The sequence below is a fragment of the Pseudonocardia adelaidensis genome (assembly GCF_039543345.1).
In the GTDB taxonomy this organism is placed as follows: Bacteria; Actinomycetota; Actinomycetes; order Mycobacteriales; family Pseudonocardiaceae; genus Pseudonocardia; species Pseudonocardia adelaidensis.
On record NZ_BAABJO010000003.1, the window covers coordinates 228,468 to 248,115 of the forward strand.

General features: G+C 73.0%; 22 protein-coding genes and 1 pseudogene. 10 read left to right on the forward strand and 13 right to left on the reverse strand.

The features are described from left to right. Position 1: 1 nt before the first annotated feature. The 3 genes from ABEA81_RS04905 to ABEA81_RS04915 all read right to left on the reverse strand — a co-directional run bounded on the left by ABEA81_RS04905 (position 2) and on the right by ABEA81_RS04915 (position 2,550). Entirely contained in the window at positions 2–1,219 is a 1,218-nt protein-coding gene (locus ABEA81_RS04905; RefSeq protein WP_345603554.1) for a GAF domain-containing sensor histidine kinase, read from the reverse strand. Next, positions 1,216–1,884, reverse strand: a complete 669-nt coding sequence (locus ABEA81_RS04910; RefSeq protein ID WP_345603555.1) for a response regulator transcription factor — start codon at positions 1,882–1,884, stop codon at positions 1,216–1,218. Before ABEA81_RS04910 ends, ABEA81_RS04905 begins: the two co-directional genes overlap by 4 nt. A 75-nt stretch (positions 1,885–1,959) precedes the next feature. After that, positions 1,960–2,550, reverse strand: coding sequence for a hypothetical protein (locus tag ABEA81_RS04915; RefSeq protein ID WP_345603556.1), 591 nt, complete (start codon positions 2,548–2,550; stop codon positions 1,960–1,962). Between the two features lie 189 nt (positions 2,551–2,739). On the opposite strand from ABEA81_RS04915, the gene ABEA81_RS04920 reads away from it, so the two are divergent. Next, the gene (locus ABEA81_RS04920; RefSeq protein ID WP_345603558.1) at positions 2,740–2,928 is read left to right on the forward strand and encodes a hypothetical protein; all 189 of its coding nucleotides are present in this window, start codon (positions 2,740–2,742) and stop codon (positions 2,926–2,928) included. Positions 2,929–2,994: 66 nt separating this feature from the next. Beyond that, complete coding sequence (locus ABEA81_RS04925) at positions 2,995–3,360, forward strand: ArsC/Spx/MgsR family protein (protein ID WP_345603560.1); 366 nt, start codon at positions 2,995–2,997, stop codon at positions 3,358–3,360. Between the two features lie 13 nt (positions 3,361–3,373). On the opposite strand, the gene ABEA81_RS04930 is transcribed toward ABEA81_RS04925, so the two are convergent. Next, on the reverse strand, positions 3,374–4,471 hold the full coding sequence (locus tag ABEA81_RS04930; RefSeq protein ID WP_345603561.1) for a substrate-binding domain-containing protein: 1,098 nt from the start codon (positions 4,469–4,471) through the stop codon (positions 3,374–3,376). Between the two features lie 108 nt (positions 4,472–4,579). Between ABEA81_RS04930 and ABEA81_RS04935 the strand changes: the two genes are divergently transcribed. The 7 genes from ABEA81_RS04935 to ABEA81_RS04965 all read left to right on the forward strand — a co-directional run bounded on the left by ABEA81_RS04935 (position 4,580) and on the right by ABEA81_RS04965 (position 8,972). Next, positions 4,580–5,014 carry a MarR family winged helix-turn-helix transcriptional regulator gene (locus ABEA81_RS04935; protein ID WP_345603562.1) on the forward strand — a complete coding sequence of 145 codons (435 nt, stop codon included), beginning with the start codon at positions 4,580–4,582 and terminating at the stop codon, positions 5,012–5,014. Between the two features lie 91 nt (positions 5,015–5,105). Beyond that, a complete protein-coding gene (locus ABEA81_RS04940; protein ID WP_345603563.1) occupies positions 5,106–5,381 on the forward strand; it encodes an FmdB family zinc ribbon protein in 276 nt (91 codons plus the stop codon). Between the two features lie 127 nt (positions 5,382–5,508). Continuing rightward, positions 5,509–6,015 carry an AmiS/UreI family transporter gene (locus ABEA81_RS04945; protein ID WP_345603724.1) on the forward strand — a complete coding sequence of 169 codons (507 nt, stop codon included), beginning with the start codon at positions 5,509–5,511 and terminating at the stop codon, positions 6,013–6,015. A gap of 17 nt (positions 6,016–6,032) precedes the next feature. Further along, the gene (fmdA, locus tag ABEA81_RS04950; RefSeq protein WP_345603564.1) at positions 6,033–7,280 is read left to right on the forward strand and encodes a formamidase; all 1,248 of its coding nucleotides are present in this window, start codon (positions 6,033–6,035) and stop codon (positions 7,278–7,280) included. Between the two features lie 41 nt (positions 7,281–7,321). Then, positions 7,322–7,447 (forward strand): hypothetical protein, encoded by a 126-nt coding sequence (locus tag ABEA81_RS04955; protein ID WP_345603565.1) that lies wholly within the window; start codon positions 7,322–7,324, stop codon positions 7,445–7,447. A 435-nt stretch (positions 7,448–7,882) separates the two neighbouring features. Beyond that, entirely contained in the window at positions 7,883–8,596 is a 714-nt protein-coding gene (locus ABEA81_RS04960; RefSeq protein ID WP_345603566.1) for an HNH endonuclease signature motif containing protein, read from the forward strand. A 115-nt stretch (positions 8,597–8,711) separates the two neighbouring features. Then, positions 8,712–8,972 (forward strand): enolase C-terminal domain-like protein, encoded by a 261-nt coding sequence (locus tag ABEA81_RS04965; protein ID WP_345603567.1) that lies wholly within the window; start codon positions 8,712–8,714, stop codon positions 8,970–8,972. Between the two features lie 33 nt (positions 8,973–9,005). Here the strand turns inward: ABEA81_RS04965 and ABEA81_RS04970 are convergent, their stop codons facing one another. The 9 genes and pseudogenes from ABEA81_RS04970 to ABEA81_RS05005 form a co-directional block, all read right to left on the reverse strand. Next, complete coding sequence (locus tag ABEA81_RS04970; protein ID WP_345603568.1) at positions 9,006–10,298, reverse strand: MFS transporter; 1,293 nt, start codon at positions 10,296–10,298, stop codon at positions 9,006–9,008. Beyond that, positions 10,295–10,837: an enolase C-terminal domain-like protein gene (locus ABEA81_RS04975; RefSeq protein ID WP_345603569.1), complete on the reverse strand. Its 543-nt coding sequence runs from the start codon at positions 10,835–10,837 to the stop codon at positions 10,295–10,297. The genes ABEA81_RS04970 and ABEA81_RS04975 overlap by 4 nt, the downstream gene beginning before the upstream one ends. A gap of 16 nt (positions 10,838–10,853) precedes the next feature. Next, positions 10,854–11,414, reverse strand: a pseudogene (locus tag ABEA81_RS42530) (enolase C-terminal domain-like protein); the annotation flags it as partial. Between the two features lie 21 nt (positions 11,415–11,435). Next, positions 11,436–12,731, reverse strand: coding sequence for an MFS transporter (locus ABEA81_RS04980; RefSeq protein WP_345603570.1), 1,296 nt, complete (start codon positions 12,729–12,731; stop codon positions 11,436–11,438). Next, positions 12,728–13,492 carry an MBL fold metallo-hydrolase gene (locus ABEA81_RS04985; RefSeq protein ID WP_345603571.1) on the reverse strand — a complete coding sequence of 255 codons (765 nt, stop codon included), beginning with the start codon at positions 13,490–13,492 and terminating at the stop codon, positions 12,728–12,730. The genes ABEA81_RS04980 and ABEA81_RS04985 overlap by 4 nt, the downstream gene beginning before the upstream one ends. After that, complete coding sequence (locus ABEA81_RS04990) at positions 13,492–14,541, reverse strand: LacI family DNA-binding transcriptional regulator (protein ID WP_345603572.1); 1,050 nt, start codon at positions 14,539–14,541, stop codon at positions 13,492–13,494. Before ABEA81_RS04990 ends, ABEA81_RS04985 begins: the two co-directional genes overlap by 1 nt. A 44-nt stretch (positions 14,542–14,585) precedes the next feature. Continuing rightward, positions 14,586–15,926: a class-II fumarase/aspartase family protein gene (locus ABEA81_RS04995; protein ID WP_345603573.1), complete on the reverse strand. Its 1,341-nt coding sequence runs from the start codon at positions 15,924–15,926 to the stop codon at positions 14,586–14,588. Between the two features lie 19 nt (positions 15,927–15,945). Next, complete coding sequence (locus ABEA81_RS05000; RefSeq protein ID WP_345603574.1) at positions 15,946–17,319, reverse strand: cation:dicarboxylate symporter family transporter; 1,374 nt, start codon at positions 17,317–17,319, stop codon at positions 15,946–15,948. Between the two features lie 20 nt (positions 17,320–17,339). Next, positions 17,340–18,524, reverse strand: a complete 1,185-nt coding sequence (locus ABEA81_RS05005; RefSeq protein WP_345603575.1) for an enolase C-terminal domain-like protein — start codon at positions 18,522–18,524, stop codon at positions 17,340–17,342. 96 nt (positions 18,525–18,620) lie between these two features. Between ABEA81_RS05005 and ABEA81_RS05010 the strand changes: the two genes are divergently transcribed. Continuing rightward, positions 18,621–19,619 carry a LacI family DNA-binding transcriptional regulator gene (locus ABEA81_RS05010; protein ID WP_345603576.1) on the forward strand — a complete coding sequence of 333 codons (999 nt, stop codon included), beginning with the start codon at positions 18,621–18,623 and terminating at the stop codon, positions 19,617–19,619. Positions 19,620–19,648: the final 29 nt, after the last annotated feature.

The following is a 19,648-nucleotide window of genomic DNA, read 5'->3' on the forward strand; positions in this document are numbered from 1 at the left end:
ATCACGGGCGGCGGGGCACGGTGACCGTCACCGTGGTCCCGGCGCCCGGCCGCGACCGGACGTGCAGGCGCCCGCCGACCAGCTCGGCGCGCTCCACCATCGACTGCAGGCCGTAGCCGCGACCGTCGGGGTCGGACCCGGTGGGGGCCGTGGCGGTGTCGAATCCGACCCCGTCGTCGCTGACCTCGAGCAGCGCGGCGCCGTCCCGCACGTCGAAGCGGAGCGTGGCGGACGAGGCGCGGGCGTGCTTGGCGATGTTCTGCAGGCATTCCTGGGCGATCCGGTACAGCGCGATCTCGACGTGCTCGGGCAGCCGGTGGTCGGCCAGCTCGACCTCCGTCTCGATCTGGGGGGTGGAGCGCGCGAGGCTGGCGAGGCCGCCGGCGAGCCCGAGGTCGTCCAGCACGGGCGGGCGCAGCCCGCCGATGGCCGAGCGGGCCTCGTCGAGGGCGAGCCCGAGCAGGTCGCGCGCGTGGACGAGCTGGGCGGACACCTCGGCGGGTTCGCCGCCGCCCGCGGCGTGGGACGCGGCGTCGAGGTGGTAGGAGAGGCTGATGAGCCGCTGGGAGATGCCGTCGTGGATGTCGGCCGCCATGCGCCTGCGCTCGGCTTCCTGGGTGGCGATCACCTGTTCGACGAACTGCTCGTGCATGCGCTCGCGGGCCGCGAGCCTGCGGTGCAGGCGGGCCTGGTTCAGCGCGCCCGCGACCAGCCGCCCGATGACGCGGAGCAGCTCGACGTCGCGGGGGAGGAACTCGCGCCGCTGCACCGTGTGCACGTTGAGCACACCGACGAGACCGCCGGGGTCGATCTCCATCGGGATCGAGGCCATCGAGATGAAGTCCGTGCCGCGCAGCTGCGGGATCGGGACGTAGCGGGGGTCGGACGCCTTGCCCTCGGGGAGGACCACCGGGGTGCGGTGCTTGGCCACCCACCCGGAGACGCCGTGCCCGAGCGGCAGGTGCACGCGGCCGACCTGCTGGTCGAACGGTGGGGTGGCGCCGGCGAGGGTGAGCGCGTTCTCGGTGTCGTCGAGGACGTGCACGAAGCAGACGTCGGTCGCGGTCGCGTCGGTGATCAGCCGGGCGACCTCGGCGGCCAGCGGCTCGACCTGCGGCCCGCTCGCGGTCAGGTGGATGACGTCGAGCAGCAGGGCGACCTCGCCGTCCGGGTCGACCAGGCCGCGGACCAGCCCCGGCCCGGGTCGCTGGTGCGTCATTGGAAGATGCCTTCGCGCAGGGCGGTGGCCACCGCGGCCGTCCGGTCGGCGACCTGCAACTTGCGGTAGATGGACCGCAGGTGGCTCTTGACGGTCTCGTCGCCGATGACCAGCCGGGTGGCGATCGCCCGGTTGGACAGCCCCGCGACCATGAAGGACAGGATCTCGCTCTCGCGCTGGGTGAGGCCGTGCCGGGCGCCGGGCCAGTACTCGTCGCGTTGCAGCCGGGCGGCGGTGTCGACGGCCCGCGCGGCCATCCCGGGGTCGATCACGGTTTCGCCTGCGTGGGCGCGTTCGATCTGGGCCACGAGCTCCTCGCCGCCGATCCGCTTCAGCAGGTAGCCGGACGCCCCGGCGCGCATCGCCTGGAACAGGTACTGCTCGTCCTCGTAGACCGACAGCAGGACGACCTTGCGTTCCGGGGTGCGCTCGCGCACCGCCCGGCACAGGTCCAACCCGCTCGACCCCTGCATCCGCACGTCGCACAGCACGACGTCGGGTGCGAGCGCGTCGAGCACGGCCATCGCGCTCTCCGCGCCGACGGCCTGGCCGACCACCCGTACCCGGTTGCGGAACGCCGAGAGCATGGCCTTGAGCCCTTCGATCACCATCTCGTGGTCGTCGACGAGGACGATCCGGACGGGCCCGCGTTCCGGCGTCACCATGCGAGGAGGGTATGTCGCACCGGCCCGTGCAGGGGCCGCGGCGAGCACGCCTATCCCCCTGGGCAGGCCCGCGGGTCAGGCACCTGCCGGGAGCCAGGGCGACACCCGGTCCCGGTCGAGGAGATCGGGCCGCCGCAGGGTGGCGAGCATGGTGTGCACGGCCGCCTCGGTGTCGCGGGTCCAGTCGTGGCACTGCTCCGCAGAGCCGCACAGCACCGCTGCGCGACCCCGTGCGGCAGCGACGATCGCCTCCGCCTCGGCCGCGACCTGCGCGTTCGAGGTGGCCGCGTCGCGCAGCCGGACCCCGGCGGCGTCGGCGATGCCCGCGACGTCCGCCAGCCGGCTCGCCAACCAGTCCCACGGAGCGGCCTTGACGGCGTCGTCCCAGTGGCGTTCGCACGGCTCGATACCCTCGAAGTACGGGTGGAAGTGCGCCGCCTCGAAGGCACCGGGGGTGCCGTCGAGGCGGTCGAACAGGTCCGCTCGCCAAACCGGCTGGTCGACCACGACCGCCTGGGCGGCCGACTCGGAACCGCGTCGCGGCTGGGGGACCACGAGCCGCAGCTCGACCCGGGCGCCGTGCTCGAGGTGGCTGTCCATGAGGTCGATCTCGAACCAGTGCCGAACGAGAACGGCAACCTCGGTGAAGACGAAGGCGTGCTGCACGCGCTGCTCCTGTCACGGGGCCTTCCGGGTGGGTGCTTCCTGCCTACCGTCCCGGCAGGCCGGTGGCCAGCGGCTCGGCCGGCTGCACCGGGCCCTGCACCGGGGCCGGTCGCCGTCCGTGGGTGTGGGCCGACGACCACCGGGTACCCGCCGTGCCGTCGGCACGACCCGGCGACGTGGGAGGTCGTCATGCAGCACGAGAAGCTGTCGTTCCCGGTACCGCAGTTGTGCGAGGAGTGCTTCTGCCCGGTACCCGAGGTCGTCTGCGGCGGTGTCGTCGCCACCCGGGACTGGCCCGGCACCCGCGGTTCCCGCGTGTTCCTGCACGCCGCCTGCTTCACCCGTGCCCGTACCCGCACCCGCGTGACCGGGCGATGACGCGGCCCGGATCCGCGCAGAATCGCGCGTGCCGGCCGCGGCCGCACCGCGGATACCGTGGTCCGCGTGGAGATCTGGATCAATCCGGCCTGTTCCAAGTGCCGTAGCGCGATCAGCGTGCTCGACGCCGAGGGGGCCGACTACACCGTCCGCCGGTACCTGGAGGACGTCCCGACCCCGGACGAGATCCGGGAGGTGCTCGACCGGCTGGGGCTCGAGCCGTGGGACATCACCCGCACCCGGGAGGCCGTCGCCGACGAGCTCGGGGTCAGCGCGTGGCCCCGGGACGCGACGTCCCGGGACCGGTGGGTGGCGGCACTGGCCGCGCACCCGGCGCTCATCCAGCGGCCGATCATCACCGCGGACGACGGCACGGCCGTCGTCGCGCGCACCGAGGAGGCCGTGCGGGACGCCTTGTCCCGAGGGGGCTGACGCACCCGACCGGTCAGATGCGGGTGAGCACGGAGAAGTCGACGTCGTCGGCCACCGCGAGGTGCACCCGCTGGCGCAGGTGGCCGTCGCGCAGGTGCATGACGCCGCGGGGGCCGTCGTAGCCGACGGAGTCGGCCACCGCCAGCATGCGGTCCACCCGTGCCGAGCCGGCGCGGTGCGCGAGGGCGAACAGCGTGCGGATGCCCTCGTAGCACGACTCGGCGGCGTTGTTCAGCGGCGGAGCGTGCGGCCCGAACCGGTCGACGTAGCGGCCCACGAGGTCCAGCGAGCCCGCCGTGGTCAGCGAGCGGAAGTACGACGCGGCGACGTACAGGCCCGCCGTGGCCCCCGGCCCGCTGGCCAGCAGCATGTTCTCCTCCATCAGCGGGCTGAAGCGCACGATCCGTTCCTGCAGGCCCCGCTCGGCGAAGCTGCGGTTGAACGCCACGGCGTCCTGCCCGACGAGCAGCATGAGCACCGCGTCCGCCCCGCCCCGGCCCACCCGTTCCGCGGCTGCGCCGAAGTCGCCGGCACCCAGTGGCAGGTACTGCTCGTCCAGCAGGTCGAGGTCGAGCGCCGCCGCGTAGGCGTGCACCGCGACGCTCGAGCGCAGCGGCCACACGTAGTCGTTGCCGACGATCGCCCACCGCCGCAGCCCGAGGTGGTCGCGCAGCCAGCGCAGCGCGGGCGCGAGCTGGTCGACGGGGGTCTCCCCGGAGCAGAAGACGCCAGGGCGGTGCTCGCCGCCCTCGTACAGCGACGTGTAGACGTACGGCACGCGCCCGCCGATCGCCGGCGCCACCGCCTCGCGGACCGCTGAGATGTGCCAGCCCGTGACGGCGTCGACGAGGTCGGCGCCGACGAGCCCTGCGACCTGCCTCGCGATCACCGGGGGCGGGGCGCCACCGTCCACCACCACGAGTTCGACGGGGCGGCCGAGCAGCCCGTTCCCGGCGTTGAGCTCGGCCGCAGCGAGCGCGGCGACGGCCTCGCAGGACGCGCCGAACAGCCCTGCCGGCCCCTGCAGCGGGATGACCAGCGCAACCCGGTAGGGACGCTCCCCGCGGCGCGGCCGGACGGCGGGGACGTCCGGCAGATCGGTGACGGGCATGTCCCCCCTCTCGAGGTGACCTGCGGCACGGCGACGGGCTCGCCCAGCTACTTTCACATGGAAGCACTAGGTTGGGTAGAGGGTCCGGCGAGTGGATCGGGGGAAGGCGTGGGAGTCACCGACGAGGAGGACGCCGCCGTCGCGCCGTCCCTGCTGCTGGACCGCGCCGCCGTCCGCGTCTCCTCGGCCGTGCAGAAGGTGCTGCGCGACAGCGGCCTCACGCTCGAGCGGTGGCGGATCCTCGACCTGCTCGCCGACCGCGAGGGCATGACGATGAGCGAGATCGCGAGCGCCGTCGTCGTCACCGGGCCCACGCTCACCCGAATCGTCGACGACCTCGCCACCAAGGCGCTCGTGCACCGCGAGGTCGACGTCCACGACCGGCGGCGCGTGCTCGTGCACCTCACGCCCCGCGGGCAGCGGCTGCGCCGATCGCTGCGGCCCGCGGTCGTCGAGGCCGAGGCGGCCGCGCTCTCCGCGCTCAGCGACGACCAGCGCAGCACCCTCTCGGCGTTGCTCACCCGCCTGACCGACACCCGCTGATCCGCGGGGTCCCCGACCTCCTCGCACGCCGGGCCGCTTGACTTTCGCTTCCAAACGGATAAGTTCCAAATGGAAGTAATGGAGGTCAAGCATGGTCCCCTACCAGTACCGGTGCACCGGCTGCGGCGATGTCGACGTCCGCCGCCCGATGGGCGCGGCCACGCCCCGGACGGCGTGCCCGCGCTGCGGCGCCGAGGCCCGCCGCGTCTACACGAGCCCGGGCACGCGGCTCGCCGCCCCCGGCCTGGTCGCCGCGCTCGACACGGCGGGGGCCAGCGCGGACCGTCCGCAGGTCGTCACCCGCGACCCCGCGCCGCGCACCCCGCGGCCCGCCCACCCGCTGCACGCCCGGCTGCCCAGGCACTGAGGCGGGCGCGTGAGATGGGGAACGTCGGGCTGCTCTACGTCGGGGCCGTGCTGTTCGTCAACGGGCTGCTGCTCCTCGGCGTCGTCGACGGCGGGCCGCGGCGCCGATCAACCTCTTCGTCGGCGCGCTGCAGGTCGTCACCCCGACGTACCTGATCATCGCGGCGGCCGGGGACGCCCGCGCGATCTCGCCGGCCGCGGGCCTGTACCTGTTCGGGTTCACCTACCTCTGGGTCGGGATCAACGCGCTCACCGGCTGGCCGCAGGCGGGCCTCGGGTGGTTCTCGCTGTTCGTGGCGCTGTGCGCCGTCGGGTTCGCCGTGCACTCCTTCGCCGACCTCGGCGACCGCACGTTCGGCGTCATCTGGCTCTTCTGGTCGTTCCTGTGGCTGCTGTTCTTCCTCGTGCTCGGCCTCGGGCTCGACCGGCTCACCCGGTTCACCGGCTGGGTCACGGTCGCCGAGGCGTTCGGCACCGCTGCCGTGCCGGCGTTCCTGCTCGTCACCGGGCACTGGTCGGACTCGGCCGCCCTCGCCGTCACCTACCTCGTCGTCGGAGTCCTGCTGTTCGGCGGGCTCTGGTTCGTCCTCGGGCGCCGCACCGCGGCACCCGCGTCCGTCCCCCACCACGTCTGAGATGAGAAGGAGTCGTCATGCCGGAGGTCGTGTTCAGCGTCGAGCAGGCGAAGTCGATGCGCGACCAGCGGGTGCCGGGGCACAACCGGTGGCACCCGGACATCCCGCCCGCCGTGATGGTGAAGCCGGGCGACACGTTCCGCGTCGAGTGCAAGGAGTGGACCGACGGGCAGATCGGCAACAACGACTCGGCCAACGACGTCCGCGACGTCAACCTCGACGTCGCGCACATGCTGAGCGGCCCGATCGGCGTCGAGGGGGCCGAGCCGGGCGACCTGCTGATCGTCGACATCCTCGACCTCGGACCGGTGCCCCAGGAGGTCGGCGACGCCTGCGGCCAGGGCTGGGGCTACTCCGGGATCTTCGCCAAGGTCAACGGCGGCGGCTTCCTCACCGACTACTTCCCCGACGCCTACAAGGCGGTGTGGGACTTCCAGGGCCAGCAGTGCACGTCGCGGCACGTGCCGGGCGTGCGGATGACCGGCATCACCCACCCCGGGCTGTTCGGCACCGCGCCGTCACCCGAACTGCTCGCGCGCTGGAACGAGCGGGAGCGCGCGCTCATCGCCACCGACCCGGACCGCGTGCCGCCGCTCGCGCTGCCGCCCCTGGCGGACGGCGTGCTGCCCGGCACGGCCACGGGTGCGGCGGCGGAGGCGATCGCCCGCGACGGCGCCCGCACCGTGCCCGCCCGGGAGAACGGCGGCAACCACGACATCAAGAACTTCACCCGCGGCAGCCGGATCTTCTACCCGGTGCACGTGCCGGGCGCGCTGCTGTCGGGCGGGGACCTGCACTTCAGCCAGGGCGACGGCGAGATCAACTTCTGTGGCGCCATCGAGATGGGCGGCTTCATCGACATGCACGTCGACCTCATCAAGGGCGGGATGGAGAAGTTCGCGATCCACAACAACCCGGTCTTCATGCCGGGCAACGTCGAGCCGCGCTACTCGGAGTTCCTCACCTTCATCGGGATCTCGGTCGACCACCGCGACAACTCGAACCTCTACATGGACGCCACCCAGGCGTACCGGAACGCGTGCCTCAACGCGATCGAGTACCTCAAGACCTGGGGATACACCGGTGAGCAGGCCTACCTGATCCTCGGCACCGCCCCGATCGAGGGCCGCATCAGCGGCGTCGTGGACATCCCGAACGCGTGTTGCTCCCTCTTCCTGCCCACGGCGATCTTCGACCAGGACCTCCGGCCGAACGCCGAGGGTCCGCGCCGGGTCGACCGCGGGCAGGTCTGCGTCACGCAGTGAGCCGGGCGCCCGGCCGCGCGCCGGGCGGAGCAGTCGTCCGGGTGCCGGTGCCCGAGCGCTACTGGCCCGACTGCGTCCCGTCCGGGCTGCGGCCCGACACGAGCATGACGGCCCACGGCTACCAGATGCCGCCGACCGGGCCCTCGGTCGACGGGGTCGACCTCTGAGCAGCCGGCGCGCGCGGTAGCGCCGACCCCGGGCTGCACCGTCGAGAGCGCTGTGTGGACGTACCTTCTGCGCCGATCGCCGGGCGCGGATGGCGAGCGAGGGGTGATGGGGCAGCCGAGCGTCGCAGGCCGGATCGCTGGGATCGGCCAGGCCGTCGGGGTGATCGGAACATTCGCGGCCGTCGCTGGCGCTGATGATCGCTCGCCGTGATGGCGGACGGTTGTCGTGTCAGCGGCGCGAGAGGGAGGCCGAGATCGAGGACGGAGGTTGGTCTGCCGTCACCGTGCGGTGCGATGTGCCCGGCCCGAACGGTTCCGCCCGGTTCAACGGGTCGCGGCGGCTCGTCGACGAGGCGGGACTTGCGTACTCGGGTCGAGGTCGCGGGATGGCTTGCGTGTGCCCGGTTGGGTCTTCCGGGTGAACTCGCGAGAGGGGTGGTCGGACTCGTCGGCCCCGTCGGGGCCGACGTGGCCCGCACCGCGGTCGCCGCGCAGCGCTGCGGTGCGGCGTGGAAGTTCGCCATCGTCGACACCAACGGTTACCTGCTGCTGGCCGGGCCGCTGCGCCGGCGGCCCCGCACCGTCACCCGGCCACGTGCCGTCCGTGGCGGCGTGGTCGAACTGCACATCACCGTCGAGGAACTGCACCGCTACATCGGCGATCCCCGGGTCGCCGAGTGGGCCGGCGTGCTGGCCGAGATCGCCGACGCCTGGGCCGACCGCGACCGGTTCCGCGAGCGGCTGGCCGCCCACCCCGGGGCGCGGTTCGCCCGCGGCGCGCTGGCCGACCACATCCGCATCCGTGACCGCAACTGCGTCGGACCAGGCTGCACCCGCTCGGCCCGGCGCTCCGATCTGGACCACACCCGGGAACACGGCCGCGGCGGCCGGACCGTCGAGATCAACATCGGGCCGGCGTGCAAGCGCCACCACCCGGACAAGGACCGCGGCTGGACGCTCACCCAGCCCGAGCCGGGCGTGTTCCTGTGGATCAGCTCACTGGGCCGCGCCTACCGCACCCGGGGAGAACCGATCCGACCCGACCTTCCCGAGCCGGACCCCGCGTCTGGTGTGCAGGAGGAGAGCGCCGCCACTGGACCGGCGGCTCCGCCGCCACGAACCACGGATCCTGGAACGGCCGGCCGCTGACTCGCCACCGCGGCCCCCGCCGGAACCGGATCCGCCACGGGAGGAGGGGCCTGCACCGTTCTGACCTCGGGCATCGTTCCGAACCTGCGAAGATGTCCGTGGCCGCAACGCCCGCTTGGGCAGTCAGTGCCGCGCCGACGACGCCCTCGGCCACCGCGCGTTCAAGCTCGAGATCGGACGCGGGAACCGGCGGATGGAGCGCGCCGGAGGCGACCGGCGCGACGTCGAGGTCACGCGCGCCGTGCGGGACGCCTTCCCGGAATCGCGGATCCTGGTCGAGGCCAACGACGGCTACGACATCGACGGGGTCCACCGCTACCTCGATGCGGTGGCCGGCGTCGGCCTGTACCGGATCGAGGAGCCCTCGGTCCGGTGACTCGTGCCGGCCCGCTCGCCGGGATCGGTCGGTTCAGGTCGCGGCAGCGGCCACCCGGCCCGGCGTGGTTCCCGGCTCCCGGGGGCGCAGGCGCCCGTATGCCAGCAGCGCGAGGCCGCCGATGATCGCCATGACGCCCAGCACGACGAAGCCGGGCAGGTAGGAGCCCGTCGCCGCCCTGAGCTGCCCAACGACGAAGCCCGCGACGATGCCACCGCCCCCGGCACCGAAGCCGTTGATGATCCCGGTGGCCGGCCCGACGAGGTCCGGGCGCAGATCGGTCACGGCGATCGCCCACAGGTTCGAGGTGTAGGTCGCGGTGAAGTAGCCCATGCCGACGCAGATCAGCACGAGCTTGCCGACCGGGCTGTCCACGAGGGGGATCGCGGCCACCAGGGCGCCGCCGACGAGCAGCCCGGACGACGCGATGAGCACGCGCTTCCCGGTGCGGTCGCTGATCGACATCATCGGGACGGTCAGCGCCAGCGAGAGCACGTACGGCAGGGCCGCGAGCAGGCCGCGGCCGGTGCCGGTGAACCCGAGCGCCTCGATGACGAGCGGGATCCAGAGCGTGATCCCCCAGAACAGCATGCCGTTCGAGAAGTAGCTGAACACGAGCAGCAGGAAGCGCGGCCCGCCGAAGTCGGCGAAGCGCATCCGGCTGCGGGTGCCCGGTTCGCGCGGGGGCACGGCGGGCACGGAGCCGGCGGGTGCGGACCGCAGGAACGCCAGGTAGAGCGGGATCACCAGCACGATCCCGGCGAGACCGGTGATCCAGAACAGCGGGCGCCAGCCCAGCGCGTCGTAGAGCGGGGTGAGCAGGAAGAAGCCGAGCGCCAACGCCGCGTACTGGCCGTAGTACTGGATGATCGCGGTGCCCTTGCTCATCTCGCGCTCGGAGAACCACGCCTTGGCAACGCGGAACTGCTGCGGCCAGTAGATGCCCTCGGCGAAGCCGAGCACGACCCGCAGCGCGATCAGCAGGCCGACCGAGTGGACGAAGCCGGCGAGCAGCGTGCACGTCGAGAACACCGCCACGGTGACGACCAGCGTGAGCTTGGGGTCGACCCGGTAGGTGAGGAAGCCGCCCAGCAGGTTGGCGGCGAGGTAGCCGAACAGGAATGCCGTAAGCGCCCAGCTCGACGTGTCGGCGAACGCGTCCCCCGCGAAGCCCATGTCCTGCGACAGCCCGGGCAGGGCGATCGACAGGTTGGACCGGTCGAGGTAGGCGATGAACAGGCCGAACATCAGCACGGCGCCGATGCGCCACCACTTCGTCATGGTCGGTGTCGTCGTGGTCGGTGTCGTCGTGGTCGGTGTCGTCACGGTCGGTGCCTCTCGATCACGGACAGGTCGATCTCGATGCCGAGGCCGGGCCCGTGGGGCACGGCCATCACCGGCCCGCAGGCGAGGTCGGACAGCTCGTCGCGGAAGACGTTGGGTGCCTGGTCGAGCTCCACGTGCGGGCGCTCGCGCGCCATCGACGGCACCACGGTCGGGAGCGCCGTCATCAGGTGCAGCCCCGCCGCCACGGTGATCGCCGAGCCCCAGACGTGCGGCAGGGTGGGAACGCCGTGCGCGCTCGCCATGCCGGCGACCAGCAGCGTCTCGCGGATGCCGCCGCACGCCGTCGCGTCGGGCTGGAGGATGTCGACGGGCCCGCGGGCCAGGAAGTCGTGGAACCCCCAGCGCGTGAACTCGGACTCGCCACCCGCGATCGGGACGTCGAGCGCCGCGCGCACGCGCGTGTACGCGTCGGGGTCCTCGGGGAGCACCGGCTCCTCGAAGAACCACAGGTCCTCGTCGGCCAGTGCCCGGCCGAAGCGGATCGCCTCGGCGGCGGTGAAGCCCCGGTTGGCGTCCACGGCCCAGCCGCACGTCCGGGCCGAGCGCCCTGCGCACCCGGCGTACCCGGCGGACGTCCTCGTCGACAGGACGCCCGCCGACCTTCATCTTGAAGGCGCGGTAGCCGGCGGCGAGCAGTTGCGCGGCCTCGCCCTCCAGATCGCCGTCCCAGTGCCCCGCGTAGTAGAACGCCGAGGCGTACGCGGGGAAGGAGGCCGGTGCGGTCCCGCCGAGGAGGCGGTGCACGGGCAGCCCGGCCGCCTTCCCCGCGATGTCCCAGAGCGCGATCTCGACGCCGGAGACGGCGGTGACCGAGATGCCCTTGCGGCCCCATTCGCGGCTGCGGTTGTACATCGCCTCCCACAGCTCGACCCGTTCGCCCGGGTCGCGGCCCACGAGGATCGGCGCGTAGACCGACTCGATCAGCGCGCGGTTCGCCTCGGCCGGTCCGAAGCACTCGCCCCAGCCGACGACGCCGTCGTCGGTGCGCACCTCCACGAGACAGCTGGCGCGCACGTCCCAGAGCCACTGGGACATCCCGAACGGCCGGTCGAGGCGCTGGACCACGACGTGGGGGACGACAGCGGTGATCTTCATGTGGGGTGCCCTCCTCGGGTCTCAGGCCGCCGCGACCGGCATCCGCCGCTCGGGGTCCGCGCGGCCGATGGGGGTGCGCGTCATCGTGAGCGCCACCGTGGTCCCGAGCAGGAGGAAGACACCGGCGACGACGAACGCCGCCGTGTAGCCGTGGGTGAACTGCACGACGTAGCCGGTGACGATCGGTGCGGCGAGGCCGAACGCGTTGCCGCCGACCATGGCGATGCTGTTGGCCCGGCCCGCGAGCCGGGGTGAGCGCAGCAGGTCGGCCAGCAGCGCGAGGTTCATCGAGACCGCGCTCGACACGCACGTGAGCGCGACGCTGATCAGCGCGATGACCGCCACGATCGAGGCGACGAACGGCGTGAGGAGCACGACGGAGGAGACCAGGAGGAAGCCGGCCACCACGATCCGCCGCCGGCCGGCCGCGCGTGCCCGGCCGTCCAGCATCCGGTCGACGACCACGCCGATGGCGATGCCGAGCACCATCGAGACGACGTACGGGATCGCGGTGAACGCCCCGGACTTCAGGACCGACAGCCCGCGCGCCTGCTCCAGGTAGCCGGGTAGCCAGGTGAGGAACAGGTACTGCGTGTAGACGGCGGCGGACTGCACCAGCGCCACCCCCCACATGCTGCGGTGGCGCAGCAGCTCGAGCACGCCGGGGGCGCCCGCGGTCCCGGCGTCCGTCCCGGTGAGGCCGCGCTCGCGGAGGATCTTCTCCCGCTCCTCGGCGCCGAGCCACCTCGCCTGCGCGGGGTCGCGGAACCAGACGAGCCAGGCCGCGAGCCAGACGAAGCCGACACCGCCGAGCACGACGAACGCGGTGCGCCACCCGTACGCGGTCACGAGGGCCGCGGTGACGAGTGAACCCAGTGCCGGTCCGGCGTAGGCGCCGGAGTTGTAGGTCGCGACGACCCGGCCGCGCTCGCTCGCCGGCGCCCACTCCTGCACGACCCGGCCCGCCGCCGGGTACGTCGTGGACTCCCCGACGCCCATCAGCAGCCGGGCCCCGACCAGGGCGCCGAAGCCCCTGACCAGGCCGGCGAGCACCGTGGCCGCCGACCACACCGCGATGCTGATCGCGTTGGTCCACCGGGTGCCGATCCGGTCGGTCAGGATCCCGGCCGGGATCAGGCAGATCAGGTAGGACCAGAGGAACGTGGACAGCAGCACGCCCATCTGCCCCGGCGAGAGCCCGAACTCCTCGGAGATCGGGGTCGCCGCCACCGAGAGGGCGGAGCGGTCCATGTAGTTGATCGTGACCAGCAGGAACAGCAGGCCGTAGACCAGCCATCTGCGCCGGGGGGTCGTCACTGCCGGGTTCCTCCGCTCGCCGGGACCAGATCGACCGTGGTCGTCGGCTCCGCCGTGCCGGGCAGCCACGCGCGGACGCCCGCCCGCAGCTGCGAGTGCGCGACGATCTCGCCGTCGCGCATGCCGAGGAGCCGGTCGTGCCCCGGAACCAGCACCAGGTCGGGGTCGGCGCGCAGCATCTCCCGGACCTTCTCGATGCTCCGGCGGCTCTCGGCCGCGTCGAGCGTCATGTCGGTGTCCCCGGTCCGGAGCTCGTACTCGTTCTTGACGGCGTCTCCCGCGAACAGCACCGGGCCCCCCGAGGTGGCGACGTGGTAGGCGAAGTGGCCCGGGGTGTGGCCGGGGGTCGCGACGGCGTGCACCTGCGGGAGCGGCTCGCCGCCGTCCTCGACGCGGAGCACGTGGTCGGCCGCCGCGAGCTTCTCGACGTGGAACTCGGGCAGCTCCCAGGTCCCGATCGGCTGGGCCGCTGCCCACTCCAGGTCCGGGCGCGGCACGACGACACGGGCGTTCGGGAACAGCGCGAAGTTGCAGATGTGGTCCCAGTGGCAGTGGGTGAGCACCACACCGGTGATGTCGGATCGCCGGACCCCGCGTTCCTCGAGCCGGGCGAGCAGCGGGGTGCGGTACCCGTAGCCCCCGGTGTCGACGAGCAGGGTCTCGCCGTGCCCCTGCAGCAGGGCGACCGTGCTCCACCCCAGGCCACCGTGGCAGGTGCTCTTGCCGGGGAACCCGTGGAACAGGATGGTCAGCTCGTACATCACACGGTTCCTTGCTCGGTGGGATTCGGGCCGGGCGGGGCGGCGACGGATTCGCGGCGCAGCAGCGTGCCGGGCACCACGTGCGGCTCGGGGGCGACCGGCTTGCCGTCGACGAGGTCGAGGACGAGCCGGGCCGCGAGCCGCCCCATGTCCTCGACCGGTTGCCGCACCACTGTGATCGGCGGCGGGTAGAAGGCCATCCAGGGCGCGTCGGTGAACCCGACCAGGGAGACGTCCTGCGGGCAGCGCAGCCCTTCGTCCCGGAGGCCGGCGAGGATCCCCTCCGTCACCGGGGCGTTGAATCCGAGCGCGGCGGTGATGCCGGGGTGCGCGTGCAGGGCCTGCCGCAGCGCGGCGCGGGCACCCGGACCGGTCTGGTCCGTGTAGAACACGAGGGGCTCCGCCCTCGCGGCGCGCATCGCCTCCCGGTACCCCGCTTCGCGGCGCGCCGTGGTGGAGGCGCCCTCGGGGCCGAGCACGGCGGCGATCCGGCGGTGGCCGGCGCCGAGCAGCTCGCGGGTGGCCTCGCCCATCGCCTCCGGCTCGTTGGTGACGACCGAGGGGACCGCGAGGTCGGGAAGGGTGCGGCTCACCAGCACCGCGGCGCCGAACCCCGCGAGGTCGCCGGTGGTGAGCGTGCTGTGCACGGCGGGGGCGACGAGCAGGCCGCTCGGCCGGTAGGAGCCGAGCAGGTCGAGCTGCTGGCGCTCGGTCTCGCGGTCGTCGTCGGAGTTCAGCAGCATCAGAGTGAGGCCGCGGCCCCGGAACACGGCCTCGACGGACTTGTGCAGTGCGGCGTAGAACGGGTTGCCGATGTCGGTGATCAGCAGCCCGACCATGGGGGTCCGGGCGGCGCGGAGGCTGCGGCCGACGGCGTTGGGGCGGTAGCCCACGGCGGCCACCGCGGCCAGGACCTTGGCGCGGGTCTCCTCGCTGACGTACCCGGTGCCGCGCAGCACGCGGGACACCGTCTGGGCGCTGACGCCCGCGTGCGCGGCTACCGTCTTCACGGTGGCGCTGGGCTCGCCGCCACCGGTTAACGTTGCCATAAGTTAACGTTGACATACGGCCGTTCCGATGGCAAGCAACGGGATCATCCCGCGCCGGTGATCACGCGGCGGGCCATCTCCCGTGCGGAGCCGAGGTAGCCTGCCGGGTCGGTGAGCTCGCGGATGCGCTCCTCGCCGAGCCGGCCGCGCAGGTCGTCGTCGGCGAGGAGCTGGTCGGCCAGGGAGGTGCCGCCCTCGATCGCGGCGCGGCACGCCGCGTACACCACCTCGTGGGCGTGCTGGCGGCCCAGTGCCGGGGCCAGCTCCATCATCACCCGCTCGGCCACGATGAGGCCCCCGGTGAGGTCGAGGTTGCGGCGCATCCGGTCCTCGTGCACCTCCAGGCCGCCGAACAGCGACTCCGCCTGCGACAGCGACGTGGCCACCAGCAGGAACGCCTCCGGCACCGTGGCCCACTCGACGTGCCACGGCCCGGTGGCGCGCTCGAAGTCCTGCACCAGCGCGTCGAGCATCGACCCCGCCCGCTCCCGCAGCAGCTTCGCCGCGGCGGACATCAGCTCGCTGGAGATCGGGTTGCGCTTCTGGGGCATCGTGGAACTCGCGCCCCGCCCGTCGACGAACGGCTCCGCGACCTCGCCGAACTCGCTGGAGGCCAGCATCATCACGTCCCAGGCCACCTTGCCGAGCGTGCCCCCGATCAGGGCGAGCAGCTGCACGACCTCCACCAGCCCGTCGCGGGCGACGTGCCAGGTGATCTCCGGCTCGCGCAGCCCCAGCACCTCGGCGTACGCCGCACGCACGCGCAGCCCGTCGGCACCCAGCGAGGCGAGGGTCCCCGCCGCGCCGCCGAGCTGGACCATCAGCGCCCGCTCCCGCACCTGCTCCAGCCGCTCCGCGTGCCGGTCCAGCGCGGAGAGCCACACCGCGCACCGGTAGCCGAACGTCACGGGGAGCGCGTGCTGCAGATGCGTGCGGCCCGCGGTGACGGTGTCGACGTGCTCGCCCGCCAGGCGGCGCAGCGTCCGCCGCGTCCCGAGAAGGGCGTCGTCCACCAGCTGCAGCGCGTCGCGGACCTGCAGCACGGTGGCGGTGTCCATGATGTCCTGCGTGGTCGCCCCCCAGTGGACGTACCCGCCTGCCTCGCCGCACTGCTCCGCCAGCTGCCGGACCACCGGCAGGATCGGGTAGCCGACCACCTGGGTCTCGCGCTCCAGCGCCGCGAGGTCCAGTCGGCCCGCCTCCGCCTTCGTGGCGATCAGGTCGGCCGCCTCCCGCGGGATGACGCCGACGCGGGCCTGCGCCTCGGCCAGCGCGACCTCGGCGCGCACGACCGCGCGGAGGTACGCGTGGTCGTCGAAGACGTCCCGCATCGGCGCGGTGCCGAACATGTCGCGGAAGAGAGCCGATTCGAAGACGGTGCTCATGGTTCTGCCGGTTCCTCACTCAGCGCGTCGTGTTCACGGTCGGGCGGTCGGCGGTGCCGGGCTCCGCGGTATCGGGCTCAGCGGTGCCGGGCGGGGGGAGCGGCGCGGCCCGGCCGGCGAGCACGGCGTCGACGGTCCTGCGGTCCACCTGCCCGGTCAGCCGTCCGACGACGATCGCGGCCACCACGTTGCCGAAGGTGTTCACGGTCGCGGTGGCGCGGGACATGAACTGGTAGACGCCGAAGAGGATCGGCAGGCCCGCGGTGGGGAGGATGCCCGTCGCCGTGACGGTCGCGGCGAAGACGACGAAGGTGCCGCCGTTGACGGTCGCGGCCCCCTTCGAGGTCAGCATCATGATGCCGACCAGCGCCAGCTGTTCGGGCAGCCCCATGGGCACGCCGTACGCGTTGGCGAGGAAGAGCGTGCACACCGGCATGTAGAGCGACGTGCCGTCGAGGTTGAACGCGTACCCCGTCGGGACGACGAGGCCCACGGCCTGCCGCGAGACCCCGAGCCGCGGGAGCTTGTCGAGGATCCCGGGCAGTGCGGACTCGGAGGAACCAGTGCTCAGCGTGAGGCCCACTTCGAGGCGCAGGTAGCGCACCAGCCGCCAGATGTTGACGCCGGCGAGCGCGAGCACGCCGCCGAAAACGCCGAAGAAGAAGACGGCGACGACGACCCAGTACTGCACGATCAGCTGGGCCAGCGCGGCGAGCAGGTCGGTGCCGCTGGTGCCGACCGCGTAGGCGATGGCGCCGAACGCGCCGATCGGAGCCAGCCGCATCACGACGTTGACGAAGCCGAAGAACGCCTGCGAGATGACCTCCATGCCGCCGTGCACCCGTTGCTGCATGCGGGCCGGGAGGGTGAGCAGCCCGATCCCGAAGATCAGGGCGACGATGACGACCTCGAGCAGCTGCCCGGACGTGAAGGCGCCGACGAAGCTGTCGGGCATGATCCCGGTGACGAAGTCGACGAAGCCGTGCGGTCCGTCGTCGCTGGGCACCGAGCTCGCGTCCGCGCGGCCGGCCAGGCTGCTCGCCCCGGCGCCGAGCGGCACCAGGTTGGCCGCGACCAGCCCGACCACCAGCCCGATGGTGGAGATCACCTCGAAGTACACCAGCGCGAGGACCCCGATCCTGCTGGCCTGCCGGAGGTTGCCCGCCTTGGCGATGCCCGAGACCAGGGTGAGGAACACCAGCGGGGCGATGCCGGCCTTCAGCAGGTCCAGGAAGATGTCGCCGAGCACCTTGAGCCGGGCGGCGACCCCGGGCACGACGAGCCCGAGCAGGATGCCCAGCGCCATCCCGATCAGCACCTGGAACGGCAGGCTCGTCCACCAGCGGCCGGACCTGCGGGTGCCGGGAGGGGGTGGCGTGGCCGTAGCGGTCATGGTGGGCCCTTCGTGCGTGCTCACGCGATGAGCTGGTGGAGGTGTGCGGCGAGGTCGGGCTTCTGCTCCAGGCCGAACCCCGGCGCATCGGTCGGGTGGATCGATCCGGCGCAGACGGGGGTCCCCGGCCCGTAGCCGCCGAAGGGTGCGAACACCCCCGGATAGGACTCGCACGCGCCGAGCCCCAGCCCGGCGACGATGTGCAGGTTGAGCAGGTGGCCGCCGTGCGGGACCGCCTGGCTGCGGGACACGCCCGCGTCGGCCATCGCGCCCACCATCGCGGCGTACTCGCCGAGCCCGTAGGAGAGGCCGGCGTCCATCTGCAGCACGTCGCGGTCCGGGCGCAGGCGGGCGTACCGCAACAGGTTCACGACGTCCTGGCGGGAGAAGAGGTTCTCGCCCGTCGCGACCGGGCCGCCGAAGGCCTCGGCGGCGGCGCCCAGTGCCTCGAAGTCCAGCGGGTCGCAGGGTTCCTCCAGCCAGCGCAGGCCGTACGGCGCCAGCGCCTCGGCCCAGCGGACGGCGTCCGGCGCGGCGAAGCGCCCGTTGGCGTCCACGGCGACGCGCGCCGGGTCGCCCGCGGCCTCGACCACGGCCTCGACCCGGGCCAGGTCGACGGCGAGTGGTGCACCGCCGATCTTGATCTTGAACGAGGTGTAGCCGGCGGCCCGGTAGCGCTGCACCTCGGCGACCAGCGTGGCTCGTTGCTCGTCGGGGCCGGTCCCCGTGTCGCCGTAGTAGCCGCCGGCGGCGTAGGTCGGCACAGCGGGATCCCGGGGGACGGGACGACCGTGCGCGCGGGCGATCGTGGCGTAGGCGGGCTCGTCGGCGAGCTTGGCGTTCAGGTCCCACACGGCCAGCTCCACCGCGGCGACCGCGCCGGCCCGGTCGCCGTGGCCACCGGGCTTCTCGTCGGTGGCGGCGACCCTGCGGACCGCGGCGGGGTGGAGCCCGGGACCCTCGGCGCGCTGCAGCGTCGCCGGGTCGGCGGCCAGCAGCCGGGGGACGATCCTGGTGGCGAGGATGCCCTCCTGGTCGAAGCGGCCGATCGAGTTGAACGCGGCTCCGTACACCGGCCGGCCGCCGCGTACCCGGTCGGTGCGGACGACGACGAGGGACACGGTGTGGCGCTCGAAATTGACCATCGCGTTCGCGACCGCCCCGGTGAGCGGGACGGCCGCGTGCCGGATGTCGGTGATCCGCATGCGGGGAGACCTCGTTCGTGGAATCGTTTGCTCCCACTGACCCTGAGACTTCACTAAGCGCAGGTCAAGGCATCAGTTTTGCGGTAACGTTTCCACGTGGTTGCGTCTCTGAAGCAGATCGCGCGGGAGTGCGGGGTCGCGATCTCGACGGTGTCCCGTGCCCTCAACGGCCATCCCAGCGTGAGCCCGGCGACCCGGGAGCAGGTCGTAGCGACGGCCGCGCGGCTCGGGTACCGCCCCAACACCGCGGCCAGGGCGCTGCGCAGCCGCTCCAGCAGCACGGTCGGCGTCGTCCTCCCGGACATGCTCAACAACTTCTACGCCGCGTGCACCGCCGTGCTCCAGGAGCAGTTCGAGCAGCGCGGCTACGGGATGGTGCTCGCGGTGACCCGCAACGACCCGTCCCGGGAGCGGGAGGCCCTGCAGCGGCTCTCGAGCGCGCAGGTCGAAGGTCTGGTCCTGGTCCCGACCTCGCGCCGGTGGGAGCTCCCCGGCGCGCAGGTGCCCGTCGTCGAGATGAACCGCCACTCCAGCCGCTCGGGCGTCGACGTCGTGCAGAGCGAGGAGCGCGACGGGGCCCGCGAGGTGGTCGAACACCTGCTCGCCCTCGGCCACGAACGGATCGCCGTGATCGTCGGGGAGCAGCAGTTCAGCACCACCCTCGAACGGGTGGACGGTGCGCGACAGGCCCTGGACGCGGCCGGTCTGCCGCTGCCCGCCGAGTACCTGCTGTACGGCCGGCACACGCGGGCGTGGGGCGCCGAGGCGTTCCGCGCCGCATGGGCGCTGCGGCCGCGGCCCACCGCCGTCTTCGCCGCGAGCAGCGAGCTCGCCCTCGGTGCCCTGCACGCCGCACAGCGGCTCGGCGTCTCGATCCCGCGCGACCTGTCGCTGGTGGCCTTCGGCGACCCCGACTGGTTCGAGGTGTGCCAGCCGCCGCTCACCTCGTTCGAGCAGCCCCTCCACGAGGTCGGGATGATCGCCGCGCAGCTGCTGCTGTCGCGGCTGTCGGGGGAGCAGGCCGCTCCGCGTGCGTCGCGGGTCCGCGTCCGCGGGCGGCTGCTGGTCCGCGAGAGCACGGCGGCGCCCGCGTGAGTCCCCGTCAGCCGGCCGTGGGCAACTCC